At 68.6% G+C, this 17,633-nt stretch carries 17 protein-coding genes and 1 pseudogene; 3 read left to right on the top strand and 15 right to left on the bottom strand.

Annotated features, from left to right (window positions below):
• Window positions 1–2: 2 nt before the first annotated feature.
• The 13 genes from ACFY0T_RS31200 to ACFY0T_RS31140 all read right to left on the bottom strand — a co-directional run bounded on the left by ACFY0T_RS31200 (window position 3) and on the right by ACFY0T_RS31140 (window position 11,469).
• Entirely contained in the window at window positions 3–653 is a 651-nt protein-coding gene (locus ACFY0T_RS31200) for an OmpA family protein (RefSeq protein WP_388877807.1), read from the bottom strand.
• A 3-nt stretch (window positions 654–656) separates the two neighbouring features.
• A complete protein-coding gene (locus tag ACFY0T_RS31195; RefSeq protein ID WP_388877804.1) occupies window positions 657–1,250 on the bottom strand; it encodes a hypothetical protein in 594 nt (197 codons plus the stop codon).
• A 15-nt stretch (window positions 1,251–1,265) separates the two neighbouring features.
• The gene (locus tag ACFY0T_RS31190; RefSeq protein ID WP_388878229.1) at window positions 1,266–1,874 is read right to left on the bottom strand and encodes a pilus assembly protein TadG-related protein; all 609 of its coding nucleotides are present in this window, start codon (window positions 1,872–1,874) and stop codon (window positions 1,266–1,268) included.
• Window positions 1,871–2,071: a hypothetical protein gene (locus tag ACFY0T_RS31185; RefSeq protein WP_388877802.1), complete on the bottom strand. Its 201-nt coding sequence runs from the start codon at window positions 2,069–2,071 to the stop codon at window positions 1,871–1,873. Before ACFY0T_RS31185 ends, ACFY0T_RS31190 begins: the two co-directional genes overlap by 4 nt.
• Window positions 2,072–2,173: 102 nt before the next feature.
• Window positions 2,174–2,905: a response regulator gene (locus ACFY0T_RS31180; RefSeq protein WP_388877799.1), complete on the bottom strand. Its 732-nt coding sequence runs from the start codon at window positions 2,903–2,905 to the stop codon at window positions 2,174–2,176.
• Entirely contained in the window at window positions 2,898–4,391 is a 1,494-nt protein-coding gene (locus tag ACFY0T_RS31175) for a sensor histidine kinase (RefSeq protein ID WP_388877796.1), read from the bottom strand. Before ACFY0T_RS31175 ends, ACFY0T_RS31180 begins: the two co-directional genes overlap by 8 nt.
• A 26-nt stretch (window positions 4,392–4,417) precedes the next feature.
• On the bottom strand, window positions 4,418–5,308 hold the full coding sequence (locus ACFY0T_RS31170) for a DUF5936 domain-containing protein (RefSeq protein ID WP_388877794.1): 891 nt from the start codon (window positions 5,306–5,308) through the stop codon (window positions 4,418–4,420).
• Between the two features lie 13 nt (window positions 5,309–5,321).
• On the bottom strand, window positions 5,322–6,263 hold the full coding sequence (locus ACFY0T_RS31165) for a type II secretion system F family protein (RefSeq protein WP_388877792.1): 942 nt from the start codon (window positions 6,261–6,263) through the stop codon (window positions 5,322–5,324).
• Window positions 6,264–6,336: 73 nt separating this feature from the next.
• On the bottom strand, window positions 6,337–7,677 hold the full coding sequence (locus ACFY0T_RS31160; protein WP_388877790.1) for a CpaF family protein: 1,341 nt from the start codon (window positions 7,675–7,677) through the stop codon (window positions 6,337–6,339).
• Between the two features lie 18 nt (window positions 7,678–7,695).
• Window positions 7,696–8,055: a TadE/TadG family type IV pilus assembly protein gene (locus ACFY0T_RS31155; protein ID WP_388877787.1), complete on the bottom strand. Its 360-nt coding sequence runs from the start codon at window positions 8,053–8,055 to the stop codon at window positions 7,696–7,698.
• On the bottom strand, window positions 8,052–9,668 hold the full coding sequence (locus ACFY0T_RS31150) for a CpaE family protein (protein ID WP_388878227.1): 1,617 nt from the start codon (window positions 9,666–9,668) through the stop codon (window positions 8,052–8,054). The genes ACFY0T_RS31155 and ACFY0T_RS31150 overlap by 4 nt, the downstream gene beginning before the upstream one ends.
• Window positions 9,669–9,785: 117 nt before the next feature.
• Entirely contained in the window at window positions 9,786–10,499 is a 714-nt protein-coding gene (cpaB, locus tag ACFY0T_RS31145) for a Flp pilus assembly protein CpaB (protein WP_388877784.1), read from the bottom strand.
• A 70-nt stretch (window positions 10,500–10,569) separates the two neighbouring features.
• The gene (locus ACFY0T_RS31140; protein WP_388877781.1) at window positions 10,570–11,469 is read right to left on the bottom strand and encodes a hypothetical protein; all 900 of its coding nucleotides are present in this window, start codon (window positions 11,467–11,469) and stop codon (window positions 10,570–10,572) included.
• A 366-nt stretch (window positions 11,470–11,835) separates the two neighbouring features.
• Here ACFY0T_RS31140 and ACFY0T_RS31135 point away from each other — a divergent pair, with 366 nt between their 5' ends.
• On the top strand, window positions 11,836–13,527 hold the full coding sequence (locus ACFY0T_RS31135) for a chitinase (protein ID WP_388877778.1): 1,692 nt from the start codon (window positions 11,836–11,838) through the stop codon (window positions 13,525–13,527).
• A gap of 89 nt (window positions 13,528–13,616) precedes the next feature.
• Here ACFY0T_RS31135 and ACFY0T_RS31130 read toward each other — a convergent pair whose 3' ends face one another.
• Complete coding sequence (locus ACFY0T_RS31130; protein ID WP_388877776.1) at window positions 13,617–13,985, bottom strand: hypothetical protein; 369 nt, start codon at window positions 13,983–13,985, stop codon at window positions 13,617–13,619.
• Window positions 13,986–14,198: 213 nt separating this feature from the next.
• On the opposite strand from ACFY0T_RS31130, the pseudogene ACFY0T_RS31125 reads away from it, so the two are divergent.
• Window positions 14,199–14,615 (top strand): annotated as a pseudogene (locus ACFY0T_RS31125) (hypothetical protein); the annotation flags it as partial.
• Between the two features lie 22 nt (window positions 14,616–14,637).
• On the opposite strand, the gene ACFY0T_RS31120 reads toward ACFY0T_RS31125, so the two are convergent.
• The gene (locus ACFY0T_RS31120; RefSeq protein WP_388877774.1) at window positions 14,638–16,011 is read right to left on the bottom strand and encodes an Nramp family divalent metal transporter; all 1,374 of its coding nucleotides are present in this window, start codon (window positions 16,009–16,011) and stop codon (window positions 14,638–14,640) included.
• 233 nt (window positions 16,012–16,244) lie between these two features.
• Here ACFY0T_RS31120 and ACFY0T_RS31115 point away from each other — a divergent pair, with 233 nt between their 5' ends.
• Window positions 16,245–17,621 (top strand): M14 family metallopeptidase, encoded by a 1,377-nt coding sequence (locus ACFY0T_RS31115; RefSeq protein WP_388877772.1) that lies wholly within the window; start codon window positions 16,245–16,247, stop codon window positions 17,619–17,621.
• The last annotated feature ends 12 nt before the right edge of the window (window positions 17,622–17,633 follow it).

The raw sequence follows: 17,633 nt of genomic DNA, 5'->3' as shown, positions 1-17,633 counted from the left end.
CCTCAGCCCTGTTCGCTCTCTCCCGTGGCCGCGCCCCTCGGGAACGTCACCTCCACGCGACGGTTCTTGCGGCGGCCCTGTTCCGAGGTGTTGTCGGCGATGGGGTAGTCCTCGCTGTAGCCGCGTACCTCGAAAGTGATGTCCGTCGAGCCGAGGGCGGTGGCCAGTTGGTCGTGGACCGCTTCCGCGCGCGCCTTGGAGAGGGTCAGGCCGTGGGCGTACGAGCCGAGGTTGTCGGTGAAGCCGAAGACTCTGACCGTCGTCGCGTTCTGGGCCTTGATCTCGTCCGCGATCGCCTGGATACGGGAACGCGCCTCGGGGTTCAGTTTCGAGCTGTCCTTGGGGAACAGCACCTCGGCCTGCAACGCGAACGTCACGTCCGAGTTGGTGTCCTCGCGCCGCTCCTCGCCGCCGAGATCCTCCACGACGGACTTGATGTCCAGGACCTTGGCGGGGGCCAGGGTAGCGCCGTCGGCGAGCTTGAGGCCGGGGCTGTTGGCGTCCACTTCGGGGGGTGGGGAGGTGGTGACGCTGCCTGGGGGCGCGCTCGGATCCTCGTCGTCGGCGTGGGCCGGACCGCCGGGGAGGCCCAGCGTGACCAGCACGGCCAGGGCCGTGAACGTCGTCGCGGTGGTGCGGCGCGGGAGGGCCATGGGTCACTCGCCCTCGGAGATTTCGATGGAGGCGGGGGGCATGGAGCCGACTTGGAAGTCGACCTTGGTGGTGCCTTCCGGGGGGGCGGGGAATTGGGCGAACCAGTCCGTGGACTCACCCGGCTGGACGCCTCCAGTGAACCTGGTGCACAGGCATCGCCCTTCTGTGTCACGAAGGACGAGGTATTTCTTCTTCCCCGTCTGATCGGTGAGGCTTGCTCCCGCGATCGACCCACCGTTCCTGGCCAGCTCGCGCTCGTCACCGCGCCAGTCTGCGGCCACCCATGACTTGCCGCTACCGTTCGTCACTGTCCCCTCGACAGTCACGAACCCACCCTCGTCACGGGCAGCCGACGTGACTTTGAGAGTCAGGCCGCCTCCCTTGACTTCGGCCAGCACCTGCTCCGACGTGGAGGACTCGGACTCCTTGTCCTTGTTGCCACTGTCATCCTTTGCCGGCGTCGAAGACGACGCGCTCTTATCCGACTTGTTCTGATCGTGTCCCCCGCCGCAGCCGGCCACCGTCAGGACCAGCCCAGTCGTGATCGCCACCGCGGTCAGTGCCCTGCGGCCCTTCATGGTGTGCCGAAATTCCATCGGTACGGCTTCCTCTCACTCGGCCAGATGCACAGAGAACAGCACGGACGCGTCGGGAAGGTCGTCCGGATCGAAATGTTCGGGGTCGATGTCCACGATCTCGCCGTCGCAGACCAGTTCGACGGGCTTCTCGGGATCCGCGTCCAGATCGAAATCACAACGCGGTTGAATGACGGCGATGGCGTGGGCCTTGGCCCTCATGCCCTCCGTGCCGGGAATGATCGAGTCGCCGACCGTGTAGTTGGTCTGGATGTCGGCCTGATACCCGGGATAGCCGTTCTTCGTGACCATCTGCACGCCCTGAAGGGACGAGTCATTCTCGGCGGCCAGCTGTTGAGCTGCGGCAGCCGCACCCGTGCCCTCAGGGTCGAGCTTGCCGTTAAGCCAATCCAGCCAGTTGTCGTCCTGGCCGATGGCGCCCCCCAGGCGGTCCATCAGCTCGTCGCGGGCATCCTGTGCCGCCGCCAACGCCGCAGCGTCCGCCGCGGATTGAGCTCCATTGCGGGCGGACGCTGCTTGGGCGAATGCGAAGAAGGCGAACGCGGCGAAAAGCAGAATCCCCGTCAGCCAGATGTAGATGGGAAGAGTCTGTCCTCGGTCGCCGAAATGTTGTCGTGCTGTCAGCCGCCGATGACGCTGGTCACGGCATCGAGAATCGCTCCCGAGATCAACCCGTCCAACCCCAGCCCGTCGATCAACGTGAAGATCCCCGCGATGATGATCATCAGGCCCGCATACTCCACGAACCCGGCCCCCGCGTCCCGGTTCTTGCCTCGCATCCGGGAGACAACGGTTCGTGTCCACCAGTCGAACCTGTTCATCGTCACTGCCTTCCCACCCGACGCCACTACCGACTTGAGCACCGTATGTGAGAAGGCGCCTACAGTGGGTGGGCCCAGGGGCCCAACTTCTGGTGGGCGGAGTCATCGGCTCCACCCCTCGTGGGTCGTGCCGAGCCAGTGGGCGATGGCTTCGCTGCGCGAGGAACTGTGCAGCTTTGCGAAGATGCGGTTGATGTGGTTCTTGACGGTCTTCTCGCTGATGAAGCAGGTGGCGGCGATTTGGCGGTTGTTCATGCCGGCCGCGATGAGGTCCATCACCTCCACCTCCCTTGAACTCAGGCCGAAGTCCGACCGGTTGGGGGCGCGACGGCGGAGTCCCGTCGCATATGCGGGTCGAGCCTTTGACGACTGTGCCATAGATGGTTGCAGATGCGAAGTGAGTTTGTTCGGTTCGTGTGAAACTCCGAGTGAATCCGGGACAGTCGCCCGGCCATGGCGTACATCGCGTACCGCCGTGATCAGTTCGGTGGCCGTGAACTCCCCGTGGACCAGGTAGCCGGACGCGCCTCGGCGCAGTGCCTCGGCCACGACCTCGGGTTCGCGGCTGTACGTCAGCATCATCACGGGGGCCAGGCGTGCCAGTTCGGGGAGGGCGGTCAGGCCGTCCGTGCCGGGCATGCGGACGTCGAGGAGGACGACATCCGGGGTGAGACGAGTCGCCGCCTTGAGGGCTTCGTCGCCGTCCGGCGCCGCCGCGACCACCTCTATGTCGGGGTGGCCGTCCAGCAGAGCCGTCAGGCCGGCCCGTACGACCGGGTTGTCATCGGCCACGAGTACACGTAGGGGCGGGCCGGTAAGTGCCTGGTCAGGCATGAGCGGCCTCCTCTTGAGGAGTATGGGGAGTGGGGGAGGCGGCGGCCGAGCAGAGCGGGAGGGTCAGGTGGACCTCGGTGCCGCCTTGCGGGGAGCGGTTCAGGGCGATGCGGCCGCCCAGGGAGGCGGCTCGTTCCGTCATGCCGAGCAGACCGAAGTGGCCGGTTCTCGTCAGGTCGTCCAGGGTGTCGAGGGTGAGGGAGGGGGGAAGGCCGCCTCCGTCGTCCTGTACTCGTAGCGCGAACTCGTCTTTGGATAGGGCGAGTTCGACCGTCACCCGGGTCGCGTCCGCGTGGCGGTGGGCGTTCTCCAGGGCCTCGGACACGATCGCCAGGACGTGGTGGGCCGTGGCGTACGGGAGGATCGGGCGCCCGCCCCGGTGTCGTAGGGCTGTGGCGAGCTGCGTGCGGGACTCGAAGTCCGCGATGCGGGCGTGGAGGTCGGACAGGACGTCCGTGTCCGGGGTCGTGAGGTCGGTGTGGCGGCGCAGGTCCGACAGGAGCGCTCGGGACTCCGTCGCCGCGCGGCGCGCCGCGCCCGCCACGACCGTGGCCTGGCGTTTGAGCGTCTGCGGGTCCGAGGCGTCCGCCGAGGCGGCCAGTGCCTCCGCCGCCAGGGCGAGGCCGTGCAGCGTCTTCGCCACCGAGTCGTGCATCTCGCGGGCCAGGCGGGCCCGTTCGGACTCCACGGCCTCCGCCACGGCCAGCCGGGAGTTCGCCTCGGACAGTGCCTGGCTGGCCGTACCGAAGCGGAACATCAGGTTGCGCAGGGTGACGCCGATGATGCCGGCGCCGACACAGAAGCCGGCGATGAGGAGGGTGTTGGCGCCTGCTCCCGGGTGGTGTTCCCAGGCCCTGTAGACCGTGAGCAGGACGATCAGCTGGAGGCCCGTGAAGATGCCCGAGCCTCGCCAGCCGTACAGCAGGCCTGCGAGGAGGGGGGTACAGACCGTCGCGTATGCCAAGGGGGACGCGGGGGATGCCGTCAGGAGCAGGACCGCGCCGAACGTGAGGTCCACGGCCATGAGGGTGGGGTGGGCGAGGAGGCGGGGGCCCAGGCGGTCCCAGTCTCTGAGCATGGCGTACGAGCCCATGACGCCCAGGACGGCTGCGGCGAGGACCGCGTAGCGGGGTGGGCCGTTCGTCGCGTTCGTCATCGCGAAGGGGGCGCCTATCGCTATCGCGGCCAGGCGGACGGCGAAGGCCTGGCGGCAGAGGGCCTGTAGGGCGTTGAGCTGGAGCCTGACACCCCCTGGGGCCGGGGCGTCGTCCGCCAGGTAGCCGGCGCCCTTGTCGGGCCAACTTGCACGTGCCCTTGCTTCCGGTTGCCCGGCGTCCTGGTTGTCCTCGGGGTGGGTGCGCTGCTCGGCGCTTGCGAGGTGCCGCTGTGCCCACCCTCCCCCAAGTTCTCGGCTTCGCTCGAACAGGGGGGACCCCCATCGCCCCAGCGGCACGATTGCCCACAGCTGCGACGGGGTGAGCCGCACGATTGCCCAATGCTCCTGGAGGCCCATCATCGGCCCAGAATCGATCCGAAGTTTGTGCCCGAGCCCAAGAACATGCCCGTCGCGATCAGGATCATCGTGGCCGGGAGCATGAAGACCAGGGTCACCATGGTCGCCTTGGGGATGGTCTTGGCGGCGCGGCGGCGGGCGTTCTGAGCGTCCGTGCGGCGCATGTCCGTGGCGAGTTGGATGAGGGTCTCGGCGATGGGGGAGCCGAGTTCCTCGCCCTGCTGCAGGGCGGAGACGAACTGGGCGACCTGTTCGGAGGAGTTGCGTTTGCGCAGTTCGTCGAAGGCCTGGCGGCGGCTGACGCCCATGTCCATCTGGCGCAGGGTGATGCGCAGTTCGTCCGCCCAGGGGCCCTCGTACTTCTCCGCGACGCGGTCCAGGGCCTGGCGGAAGCCCAGGCCCGCCGAGACCACGACCGCCAGCACATCCAGGAAGTCCGGCAGCGTGCGGTCGATGACCTCCTTGCGTTCCCGGATGGCCTGCCAGATGGCGGCGTCGGCGGCGAGCAGGCCGAAGGCCAACGCCAGGGCCGCGAAGAGGAGTTGGCCGTTGGAGAGGAAGACGAGGGCGAGGACGACGCCGAAGATGCCGTACACCGCGCGGCGGGCGGCATACCGGTTCAACGTCAACCCGCCCGGGTTGCCCGCCATGTCGATGCGGCGGCGTTTGGCGTCGACGCGGCGGGGGCCCATCAGCCGCAGGACCGCGGGCGCGAAGCGCATGCCGAGGCGGTCGACGGCCGAGTCGGCCTTGGAGACGCGGGTCCCGCCGACCTCCAGGGCGAGCGCGAGGTCGCCGGGCAGTTTGGCGTCGGCGCGGATCATGCGGATGCCCAGGAGGACGCCCGCGACGGCGACGCCCATCAGGACGGCGAGCAGCAACGGCAGCAACGTAGCCCCTCCCTCATACTTCGATCTTGCCGAGGCGGCGGATGACGAAGAAGCCGACGGTGTAGAGGCCGAGGGCCAGCAGGACCAGGCCCTGGCCGAGCGGGGAGCCGGTGACGCGGGCCAGGGCTCCCTCGTTCGAGGAGTTGATCAGGACCAGAGAACCGATGCCCAGGAACGGGACCGTGAAGGCGGTCGCGTTGACCTCGGAGAGCATCGTGCGGACCTCGCGACGGGTTTCCTTGCGGTCTTCCAGGGTCTGGGTGAGGTTGCGGAGCGAGCTGACCACCGAGCCGCCCGCCTTGTTGGCGAGGACGAGGGTCGTGACGAGGACGATGAGCTCGCGAGAGGGGAGGCGTTCGGAGAGTTCGCCGAGGGCGTCGTCGATCGTCCTGCCCATCATCAACTGATCGGCTACATGGGCCAGTTCCTCGCCCGCCGGGGCCTCCAGCTCCTCCGCCGCCATCGCGAGGGCCGTCCGCAGGGCCAGTCCCGCTGCCGTGGCGTTCGCCAGCAGGCGGGCCACGTCGGGGAGTTGGTTGATGAAGGCCTCGATGCGTTTCTGGCGCTGCCAGTTGAGGAAGACGGCCGCGCTCCAGACGCCCAGGACGGCGGCGATCGGGCCGAAGAAGGGGGCGAGCGTCGCCGCCGCGATCAGCCACAGCGCCACGACCACGGCGGTGACGTACGTGAAGAACTCCCCCGCCGTCACGTCGAGTCCCGTCGCCGACAGGCGCAGGTGGATGGTGCGGCCGAGGCGGGTGCGGCGCAGCCGGCGGTCGATGCCCGCGAAGCGGCGTACGCGGCCGGCCGCCGTACGGAGGGGACCGCCGCCGGAGAGGCGGTCGACCAGGGCCTGGCGCTGGGCGCGCCCGGAGGCGTACGTGTGCACACCCGCGACGGCGAGTGTGCCGCCGAGGACGGTTGCGCCGAGGGCGAGGAGGGCGGGGTTGTTCACGGCCGCCTCCCTTCGGAGGTGGGGGTCCTTCGGTGGCCTGTCCCGTACGTCATCCGATGGCCCGTCTCGTACGTCATCCGATGGCCTGCCTCGTGTTCAGTACGTCGATGGCCTCCGCGACGCCGAAGGCGGGCGGCAGCGGTTCGTTGGCGACGTACAGCTTCTCCGCGATCTGGCGCGGGAGGGGGAGGTGCTCGAAGTGGCCGTGGACGATGCGGTCGGGGCCGACGGGACGGGGGACGAAACGGGTGACGGGCGTGATGCGGAACTGTTCGCGGCCGTGGGAGACGAGCAGCGCGATCTCCGTGACCTTGCGGGAGCCGTCGGCGTGCCGGGCCAGCTGGACGACGACGTCGACCGCGGAGTTGATCTGGTCCTTCAGGGCCTCGAAGGGGATCTGGACCTCGGACATGGAGCCGAGGGTCTGGAGGCGCATGAGGGCGTCCTCGGCCGAGTTCGCGTGGACGGTGGCCAGGGAGCCGTCGTGGCCCGTGGACATCGCCTGGAGCATGTCGAGGGTCTCGCCGCCGCGGACCTCACCGACGATGATGCGGTCGGGGCGCATGCGCAGCGAGTTGCGGACCAGGTCGCGGATGGTGATCTGGCCCTTGCCCTCCACATTCGGGGGGCGGGATTCGAGGCGGATGACGTGCTCCTGCTGGAGCTGGAGCTCGGCCGAGTCCTCGATGGTGATGATGCGTTCGTGGGACGGGATCAGGCCGGAGAGGGCGTTGAGGAGGGTCGTCTTTCCGCTGCCGGTGCCGCCGCTGACGATGACGTTGAAGCGGGCCCTGACGAAGGCCGCGAGGAGCATGAGCATCTGCTCGTCGAGGGAGCCGAGGCCGATCAGCTCCGGGAGCGTGTACGCGCGCGGGAAGCGGCGGATCGTGAGCGTCGGGCCGGTCAGGGCGAGCGGCGGGATGATGACGTTGACGCGCTCGCCGGTGGGCAGGCGGGCGTCGACCATCGGGTTCGACTCGTCCACGCGCCGGTTGACCGTGGAGACGATCCGCTCGATGGTCTGCATGAGCTGCTCGTTCGAGGCGAATCGGAGGGGGAGCTGTTCGACGCGGCCCGCTCGCTCCACGAAGATCGAGTCCGGGCCGTTGACCATGATCTCGGTGATCGACGCGTCGGCGAGGAGCGGTTCGAGGACGCCCAGGCCGAGGGCCTCGTCGACCACCCTGCGGATCAGCTGGGAGCGTTCCGCGGAGGAGAGGACCGGGCCCTCGCGGCTGATGATGTGGCCCAGTACGCGCTCCAGGCGTACGCGGCGTTCGGCCGCCGCCAGGCTGGACATCTCGGCGAGGTCGATCTCTTCGAGGAGTTTCGCGCGGTAGACGGCGACGAGGTGTCCGTCCTCACGGGCGGGTCCCCCCTCGTCGGGGGCGGCGATACGGGCACGCAGGCTCATGGCTTCGGCTCCTCCCGGTCAGTCGTCGGTGGGCATGGTGGCGTGGCGGACTACGGTCACATCGCCGAAGAGGGGGATGACGGCGGGGACTTTGACGGTGACCGTCGCGGTGGTGACGTCGGGCCCCTGGGGAGCGGACACCGCCGGGTCGAGCCATCCGCTCACCGCGGCCTGTCCGGCCGCCGCGCCGTCGCCGCCCTGCGAGGCGACCCGTGCGGCGGCTCGCGCCCCGGAACCCGCCTGATTGACGCCGTAGCCGACAAGGCCCAGCTGGATGGCGGCCATGCCGATCACGAGCAGGATGGGCAGGAACCCGGTGAACTCCAGGATGGAGACGCCTCGGTCGTCGCGGAGCGCGCGCTGCAGAACGGCCCTCATCCGTCGTCCCCCTCCAGCGCCGCGCCCGCGTCCCCGTCCACGTGCCAGCCCGCGTCGAACCCCGGGAAGAACAGCGGCACGTCGACCTTGACGGTGGCCTTCATCACCGAGCCCGCGGCACCGCAGCTGATCTGCGCCCCGCTCCAGGCTCCCGGCAGATGCTTGCTCCCCGCCGCCGCGCACGCCCCCGCGACATCGCCGTGGACGGCGTACGCCGCTGTCGCCGCACGCGCCGCCTCGTCCGCCGCGTTCCCGGCCAGCGAGTACGAGTAGCCGTACAGCACGCACTGCCACAGGATGGTCATGACGACGAGCAACAGGGGGAACATCCCGGCGAATTCGAGGGTCACCGCTCCCCGGTCGCCGCCCCGTCGGCGCAGGGTCAGCGCGCCCCGGTCCGAGGACGTCTTACGGCGTCGGCCGCCGCCCCCGCCTTCCTGGGCGACCACCAGCCCCAGCTCGCCCGCCAGCGCCCACAGGGCCTGCTTCACCGTCGAGCGGGTGTCCAGGTCCTGGAGCCGGCCCGCGTCGACCACGGACTGGAGTTCCTTGAAGGCGGCGGGAACCGCGGAGCGGGCGACCTTGGTGCCGGTGACGCGTTCGACGAGGGTGGGCTGGATCTCCGTACCGCGGGCGAAGCGGTTGACGACGGTGGTCGTCTCCTCGGCCTTGCGGATCTGGAGGCGGTCCCACAGGCGGACCATGCGTTTGGCGGCGCGGACGGCGACGACGTCCGGGGTGACGAGGAGCAGGGCCCGGTCGGCCATCTCGACGGCGGCGGCGGTCGCGGCGTTCATCTGGGAGCCGCAGTCGACGACCACCACGTCGTGGCGGGAGCGCAGGGCGGCCAGGACCTGGCGGGCCACCCGGTCGGTGACCTCCTCGCCGCGTTCGCCCTCGGCGGGGGCCAGCAGCAGGCCGATGCCGCTGTCGTGGGTGTAGACGGCGTCCTGGAGGACCCGGGGGTTGATGTCGCTGATTCCGGCGAGGTCGGCCACCGACCTGCGGAACTGCACGTCCAGGTACGACGCCACGTCCCCGGACTGGAGGTCGAGGTCCACCAGCGCCACGGAGCGGCCCGACGCCGCGGCCGCCAGGGCGAGTTGGACGGCCGCCAGCGTCGCGCCGACGCCGCCCTTCGCGCCGGTCACCGTGACGACCGTGCCGCCGGGCCCCGCGTACAGCTCCGGCGTACCGCTGCCGAGGTGGCGGCGCATGCCGACGGACCACGCGGCGGCGGCCTGGACGCGTTCGGCGAGGGCGTCGTAGCCCAGCGGCAGGCCGATGATGCCGCGGGCGCCGGAGTCCATGGCGGCGGTGAGGACGCCGGTGCTGGTGTCGGCGGTGATGAGGACGACACCCACGGCCGGGAAGCGCATCACCAGGTCGCGGATCAGGTCCAACGCCGGGACGGGGCCTATCCGTTCGTGGACGAGGACCACCTCGGGCAGCTCGTCGAGGGACTCGGCGGCGAGCCGGGCGAGGGTGTCGAGGAGGGCGGTGGAGTCGGGGACGGGCGGAGCCGGTTCGGCGTCGGCGAGCTGGCTCAGCAGGGTGGTGAGCGCGCGGGCCGAGTCGATGTCCCCGACGGCGGGGAGAATGCGGATGGTCATCGGCACGGCCCCGCAGGCGTCAAGCCAGTGCGCGGCCATCCGCACAGCCCCTCAGTCGTCGGCCTCGTACCCGGCCTTCGGCACAGCCCCGTAGGCGTGGACCTCATGCGCGGCCTCCTACTTGTCCTCGTCGAGGGTGTACGTACGGTCGCCGGGCGCGACGGTCGCGTCGGAGCCGCCCGCGACCAGGGCGAGCCGGACGTGTTCGGCGAACGACTCGGCGTACGCGACGCGTTGGGCGTCGGCGGTGTCGAGCGCGAAGGTGATGGGGACGGCCTGGGTGGCACTGTTGCGCCGGTCGGAGCTGGACTGGCCGGGGTCGAGGGCGGTGAGCTTGCCGACGTCGATGACGCGGGCGTTCTCGACGATGACCTTGGACTGGTCGGTGCCCTTGTCGTTCTCGGCCTTGAAGGTGGCGTAGATGTTGACCCGGGAGCCCGGGTTGATCTTGCCCGCGACGCCCGTCGCCGCGTCGATCATGATCGCGATCTCCTGCTGCCCGGCCGCCAGCTCGGGCCGGTCCACGATCATGTCGGTCTGCAGCAGCGAGCCCTTCTCCAGCTGGGTGACCGCGATCTTGCCGCGGATCTGGGAGAGGCTGGTGACGGCCGTGGACGACAGCCAGCGCTCGGGCATCGAGATCTTCTGGAACTGGTCGGCCGACAGCTCCTTGTAGGGCGCGATGTCGCCCTTCAGGCGGTACGCCGCGACCTCCGGGCCGACCTTGGAGTTCACGTCACGGATCACCGAGAGCACTCCGGCGAAGGCGCCCAGGGCGCACAGGGCCGAGAGGACCAGCAGGATGACGCCGCGGCGCTGGCGTGAGTTCATGATCCGGACAACCTCGATCTGCGGGGGACGGCGGGGTCGAGCGGTCGTGCCTGGTGTTGTTGAGTTGTACTTACGTGGCGCCTCGGGGCAGGGCGCGCACAGAAGAGGCTGCCCGGACGGCGCCGCCCGGAAGCTCCTGCGAAGACGAAGACGAAGACGAAGGCGGCGGTGGCAGCGGCGCGGCACAGAACCCGCAGCGGTCACCGATGAGTTCGAGCCCGCACCAGTGGCACTCCTCCCGCCGGACCGACGAGACGAGCTGGTAGAGCACGGAGACGTCGTAGAGACCGGCGGCGAACTCGACGAGGCGCGGTGTGCCCCACCAGCGGGCCGACTCCTCCGGCAGCGGTACGGTCGCGACGCCCTGCACTCGCCAGGCGGGCGCGAGCGTGGCCGTGACCCAGTCGGAGGGCGCCTGTCCGGCGGCGGCGAGCAGCCGGGTGCCGAACTCGGGCCCGGGCAGCTCCTCCTGGCCGACTCTGATGAGCTGCGGCCGCGGATTGGCCAGTACGGCGAACTGGGCGCCCGGCACCCAGGACTTGGCGTGGGACTTCAGGGACACCGGGACCCGGTCGAGCTTGGCGACGGAGCCGAGCAGGGCGCCGGCGTAGATGTAGTGGGCGAGCAGCCGGGCGGAGGAGGCGAGCACGCCGGGGCTGAAGTCGCAGACCGATAACTGTCGCAACTGCTGGGCGAGCAGGGCGAGTCCGAGCGGCGGCAGGTCGATGCCGAGCAGCGCGATGCGGTCGCTCTCCAGGACGGAGCGGACGGTGTGCAGCCGCCGCGTCACCTCACCGGAGACGGAGGACGGGTAGAGCGAGATGACGTACCCGTGCTGCTCGATGAGCGCGTGCATCCCGGTGAGGGAGCTTTCGAGGGTGTCGAGCGGTTGGACGACGGCGGGCGGGGTCTGCCGGTCGTGCGGCGGGAGCACCAGGTCGGGACTGGTGACGGCTATCGCGGTCGGCACGCTGCACACACCCCGTTCACTGCGGCGGGGTGGTCAACCACCGCCTCAGATCGCCCCTGTTCGGCCATGGACCGTCACAGATGGCCGCAGATCGTCACTGTGACGTCCTCTTGCATCAGCACCATATCCACGGCATGCCCCGCTCAACACCGAATCTCCGAGATCAACTCACGGAAGGTACGGGCTTGATCAACGGAGAGTGAGGCGAATATGCCACAACTGGGCACCCAGGCATGGGCGTTGGAGCTCCAGAGGTCTTGACAACCGAATTGGTCTGGACCAACTTGTATATCCAACGGTGGCCACCGTTCCGTATCCCCCCATCCCTCCCCCCTCACCGGAGGTCCAGTGGACCGCGTATCAGGCATGCCCGGACGCAGACGCAGCTGGGCGGGAGCCCTCGCCGCCGCCGTCATCGCGTCCGTCCTCTCGCTCACCGGCCTGGCCGGCCAGGCCCAGGCCGCGGACGTCAACAACGCCAAGAACGGCGGCTACGAGTCGGGCCTGAGCAACTGGACGTGCTCCGCGGGCAGCGGGACGACCGTCTCCTCCCCCGTGCACGGCGGCTCGGCCGCGCTGAAGGCCACGCCCGCCGGGCAGGACAACGCCAAGTGCACCCAGACCGTCGCGGTCAAGCCCAACTCCACGTACACGCTGAGCGCCTGGGTGCAGGGCGGCTACACCTACCTCGGCGCGACCGGCACGGGGACGACGGACGTGTCGACGTGGACGCCCGACTCCTCCTCCTGGAAGCAGCTGACGACCACCTTCACCACCGGCGCGTCGACGACCTCGGTGACGGTGTACACGCACGGCTGGTACGGGCAGGCCGCGTACTACGCGGACGACCTGTCGGTGTACGGCCCCGACGGCGGTGGCACCGACCCGGCCCCGACGGTCCCCGCGACACCGGCCGGTCTGGCCGTCTCGTCCACGACCTCCTCGTCCGTCTCGCTGTCCTGGAACACGGTGTCGGGCGCGACCGGCTACAACGTCTACCAGGGCGGTACGAAGGTCCAGTCGGTGACGGGGACGTCGGCGACCGTCTCCGGACTCGCCGCCTCGACGTCGTACTCCTTCCAGGTCACGGCGACGAACTCGGCCGGTGAGTCGGCGAAGTCGTCGGCGGTCACCGGCACGACGACCGCGTCCTCCGGCGGCGGCGGTGGCACCGTGCCGAAGCACGCCGTCACGGGGTACTGGCAGAACTTCAACAACGGCGCGACAGTCCAGAAGATCTCCGACGTCCAGTCGCAGTACGACATCATCGCCGTCGCCTTCGCCGACGCCACCGGCACACCCGGCGCGGTGAACTTCACCCTCGACTCGTCCGGCCTCGGCGGCTACACCGTCGACCAGTTCAAGGCCGACATCAAGGCCAAGCAGGCCGCGGGCAAGAAGGTCATCATCTCCATCGGAGGCCAGAACGGCACGGTGTCGATCAACGACTCGGCATCCGCGACGAACTTCGCCAATTCCGTCTACTCCCTCATGCAGACGTACGGCTTCGACGGCGTCGACATCGACCTGGAGAACGGACTCAACGCGACGTACATGTCGCAGGCCCTCAGGTCTCTGTCGTCGAAGGCCGGCTCGTCCCTCGTCATCACGATGGCCCCGCAGACCATCGACATGCAGTCCACGTCGAACGCGTACTTCCAGACGGCCCTGAACATCAAGGACATCCTCACCGTCGTCAACATGCAGTACTACAACAGCGGTTCGATGCTCGGCTGCGACGGCAAGGTGTACGCGCAGGGCTCGGTCGACTTCCTGACCGCGCTCGCCTGCATCCAGCTGGAGGGCGGCCTCGCCCCGTCCCAGGTGGGCCTCGGCCTGCCCGCCTCCACCAGCGGCGCGGGCAGCGGCTACGTCTCGCCCACGATCGTGAACAACGCCCTCGACTGCCTGGCCAAGGGCACCAACTGCGGCTCCTTCAAGCCCTCCAGGACGTACCCCGACCTGCGCGGCGCGATGACCTGGTCGACAAACTGGGACGCCTCGGCGGGCAACACGTGGTCGAACACGGTGGGCCCGCACGTGCACGGGCTTGGCTGACGGCATCCACGCGGTGAAGCGCCTGATCTCGGACGGATGTCTTTGAAGCGCCGACCGGGGTCAGACGCTCTCCACCCTCACACCCTCACTCACCGAGAGAATCGCTGAGGAAGCTCGCCGGAATTCCACAGCCTGTCCAGGTTCTGGAAGAAGCCACCGAAGTCCTTGGCCATGGCGGCTCGTTGTTCCGACGACAGGTTCTCCAGCGGGTCCGTGAAGTCGAAGGTTCCGAGATCAGGCCCCGTCCAGCCTTTGAAGCGCCGACAATTGGCGCACCACATGTAGCTGATCAGCGTGGGGCGTGCTCGGATGTGGCTGCGATACACATAGGTACGGACAGCGGAGTTTCCGCACGCAGGACAGGTCCGCTCCGACTGATCCTCGTAGAATTTCGGCCCCGCCACGAGTTGTCTGACCTGATCCATGTCGAACTCTTGCATTCCTGCTTCCATCTTCACTCAGCCGCCTCGCGCGCGGAATCGTTCGAGCATCTGCTGCCCATAGAGTTCTGCCATTTCCTCGTCGCCCGGAGTGGTGATATACGCCCTTCCGTTGTGGGAGTCCTGCATCCCCCGTCGCGCTGCCTGCTGATGGTGGTGCATGGTCTCGTGGAAGACTGTACTGACCGCTTCGTCCATGCTGCTCAGCCCCATGTCGGAGATTTCGATAATGCGGTCCTGTCCACCCTCGTCTCGCTGCTCCCCAAGGGCGTCAAGGTGAAGGCGAAGGGCGGCCAGGAGAGCGAGTACGCGTATGTGATCGTCGACGACGGCAAGGGCAGGAGCCTCGTCCAGATCAACGTGCAGCCCGACATGTCCGACGTCGAGGGCCAGCTCTTCGGCTCCGACGCCGAGACCCTGCCCGACGGCACGAAGGTCACCACGCGCAAGGAGCCCGGCGAGAAGGGCGGCACGGGGGTCGTCATGTGGACCGCCGACACCATCAGGACCGACGGCATGCGCGTGGTCGTCAGCGCCTTCAACTCCGGGAATCAGGAGACCGCCGCGACCCGCGCCACCCCCGCGCTCACCATGGAGGAGCTGAGGACGATCGCCCTCAGCCCGAAGTGGCGCACGCTGCTCAAGTGACGCGCGGGGTCTTCGACGGGAGCTAGAAGAACTCCGACCACGGCTGGTCCCAGATCTGCTTCACGCACAGCACCAGGAAGAGCAGTCCGGCGACGGCGAGCATGGAGTTGCTCAGCGCGCCGTTGCGCCATTCCCTAGGTGTGCGGGAGGAGTTGAGGAGCCAGACCAGAGTGAGGGCGAGGAAGGGGAGGAAGGCCGCGCCCAGGACGCCGTACAGGATGATCAGGCGGAAGGGCTGGCCCTGGAACAGCAGCACGATGGGCGGGAAGGTCAGCCACAGGAGGTACGCGCGAAACGGCCACGACCTCTCCCGCTCGCCGGTGGCGACCTCCTCCCCCGTCGTCGCCGCGCGCGTGCGGTAGCGCTCCACGAAGTCCGCGAACATCAGGCTCACGCCGTGCCAGACGCCGATCAGCGACGTGAAGGAGGTCGCGAAGAAACCGATCAGGAAGAACTTGGCGGTCGCCGTGCCGTACTCGGCCTCCAGGATGTCGGCGAGCTGGATCAGGCCCTGGTCGCCGCTCGCGATGGCCACGTTCGCGGAGTGCAGGAGTTCCGCGCCGACGAAGAGCATCGCGACGACGAAGACGCCGGTGGTGGCGTACGCGACCCGGTTGTCGAGCCGCATCACCTTCATCCAGCCGCTGTTCGTCCAGCCCTTCGCGTTGACCCAATAGCCGTACGCGGCAAGGGTGATGGTGCCGCCGACCCCGCCGATCAGACCGAGGGTGTTGAGGATCGAGTCCTTCTCGTCCGGGAGGACGGGAAGCAGCCCCGCGAAGGCGTCGCCGAGATTCGGCGTGACGCGGATCGCCAGATAGACCGTGACCACGAACATCACGCCCACCAGCACGGTCATGACCTTCTCGAAGACCGCGTACTTGTTGAACCAGACGAAGACCAGGCCGATGAGCCCGCAGATGATGGCCCACGGCTTGATCGACCAGTCGTCCGGGAAGACGTCGGGGAACAGCGCCTGCAGCGGCAGCGCGCTCGACGACATCGCCGCCGCGCCGTAGACGAAGCCCCAGACGACCGCGTAGACGACGAAGAAGTACGTGGTCCACCGGCCCAGGCTCGCCCAGCCGTCGAACAGCGTGCGCCCGGTGGACAGATGCCAGCGGCCGGCCGCCTCGGCCAGCGAGATCTTGACCATGCAGCCGATGACGGCGGCCCAGAGCAGGGTGTATCCGAAGTTGCTCCCCGCGATGAGCGTCGCGACGAGGTCCCCGGCGCCGACGCCGGTCGCGGCGACGACGATGCCGGGGCCGATGTACTTCCAACTGGCCTTGCGGGGACGGGAGTCGGCCGCCGCCTCCCCTGACGCCGACTCCCCGGACTCCTCGGGCTTACCGGACTCCTCGGGCTTACCGGACTTCCCAGTGGTCTCCGTCATGTCGTTCAAGAAAGCGTAAAGGGGAGGGCGACACAAGGGCGCATGCGCCGATCACCACCCGATGTACACACGGCCGATTTCCGCCACCGACTCTTTGTTGTCTCTTGACCTGCTCATGCCATGGCCTCACCATGAGCGCCACACCCGCACCAGGCACGTCGCCATGAACCACCCCCCGCTCCACTCCCCACATTCCGGAGATCCCGGAATTCCTGGAGAAACAAGGAGACTTCATGCGACTTCGCATACGCGGCAGCGACACCGGCAGCCCAGACGGCAAAGGCAGAAACCGCCGGCGCACCGCCGCGCTCGCCGTGCTCGCGGCCCTCGCCCTCGCGGCACCCCTCACCGCCACCGCCACCGACGCCACGGCGAGCGGAGTGAAGGCCCCGGCGCCCTCGTCGGACGACATCCGCCAATACGAGATCCACCAGAGCACCACGCCGGTGACCCGTACGGCGATCCAGCAGGCCGGCGTCACCGTGGACGAGGCCGACGAGGAGACCGTCGTCGTCTCCGGTCGCGCGGACCAGATCAAGAAGCTGCGCCAACAGGGCTACGAGATCTCCCTGTTGGGCTCGGCGCCCAACCGGGCGAGCGGCGCCGACGACGTGCGCATCCTCGACTTCCCGACGGCGGACTCGAAGTACCACAACTACGCCGAGATGAACACGGAGATCGGCCAGCGGCTGGCTGCGTACCCGAGCATCATGAGCAAGAAGGTGATCGGCAAGTCGTACCAGGGCCGGGACATCGTCGCCATCAAGGTCAGCGACAACGTCGCGACCGACGAGAACGAACCCGAGGTCCTCTTCACCTTCCACCAGCACGCCCGCGAGCACCTCACGGTGGAGATGGCGCTGTACCTGCTGCGCGAGCTCGGCGCCGGATACGGCAGCGACTCCCGCGTCACCAACATGGTGAACAACCGCGAGATCTGGATCGTCCCGGACCTCAACCCCGACGGCGGCGAATACGACATCGCGACCGGCTCGTACCGCTCGTGGCGCAAGAACCGCCAGCCCAACTCCGGTTCGTCGTACGTCGGTACGGACCTGAACCGCAACTGGAACTACAAGTGGGGCTGCTGCGGCGGCTCTTCGGGCTCCACGTCCTCCGAGACCTACCGCGGCGCCTCCGCCGAGTCCGCGCCCGAGGTGAAGGTGGTCGCCGACTTCGTACGCGGCCGGATCGTCGGCGGCAAGCAGCAGATCACCGCCGGGATCGACTTCCACACGTACAGCGAGCTGGTGCTGTGGCCGTTCGGCTACACCTACTCGAACACCACCACCGGCATGACGGCGGACGACTACAACGCCTTCAAGACCGTCGGCCAGAAGATGGCCGCCAGCAACGGCTACACGGCCGAGCAGTCCAGCGACCTGTACATCACGGACGGCTCGATCGACGACTACCTCTGGGGCAGCCAGAAGATCTTCAGCTACACCTTCGAGATGTATCCGACGTCCAGCTCCGGGGGTGGCTTCTACCCGCCCGACGAGGTGATCGAGCGGGAGACTTCACGGAACCGGGACGCGGTGCTGCAGCTGCTGGAGAACGCGGACTGTATGTACCGGTCCATCGGCAAGGAGGCCCAGTACTGCAGTTGACGGGAACGGTGG

It is taken from the genome of Streptomyces sp. NPDC001530, assembly GCF_042894545.1.
Classification (GTDB): Bacteria; Actinomycetota; Actinomycetes; order Streptomycetales; family Streptomycetaceae; genus Streptomyces.
The sequence above is the reverse complement of the archived record's forward strand: the minus strand, read 5'-3'. Positions and strand labels throughout refer to the sequence as shown.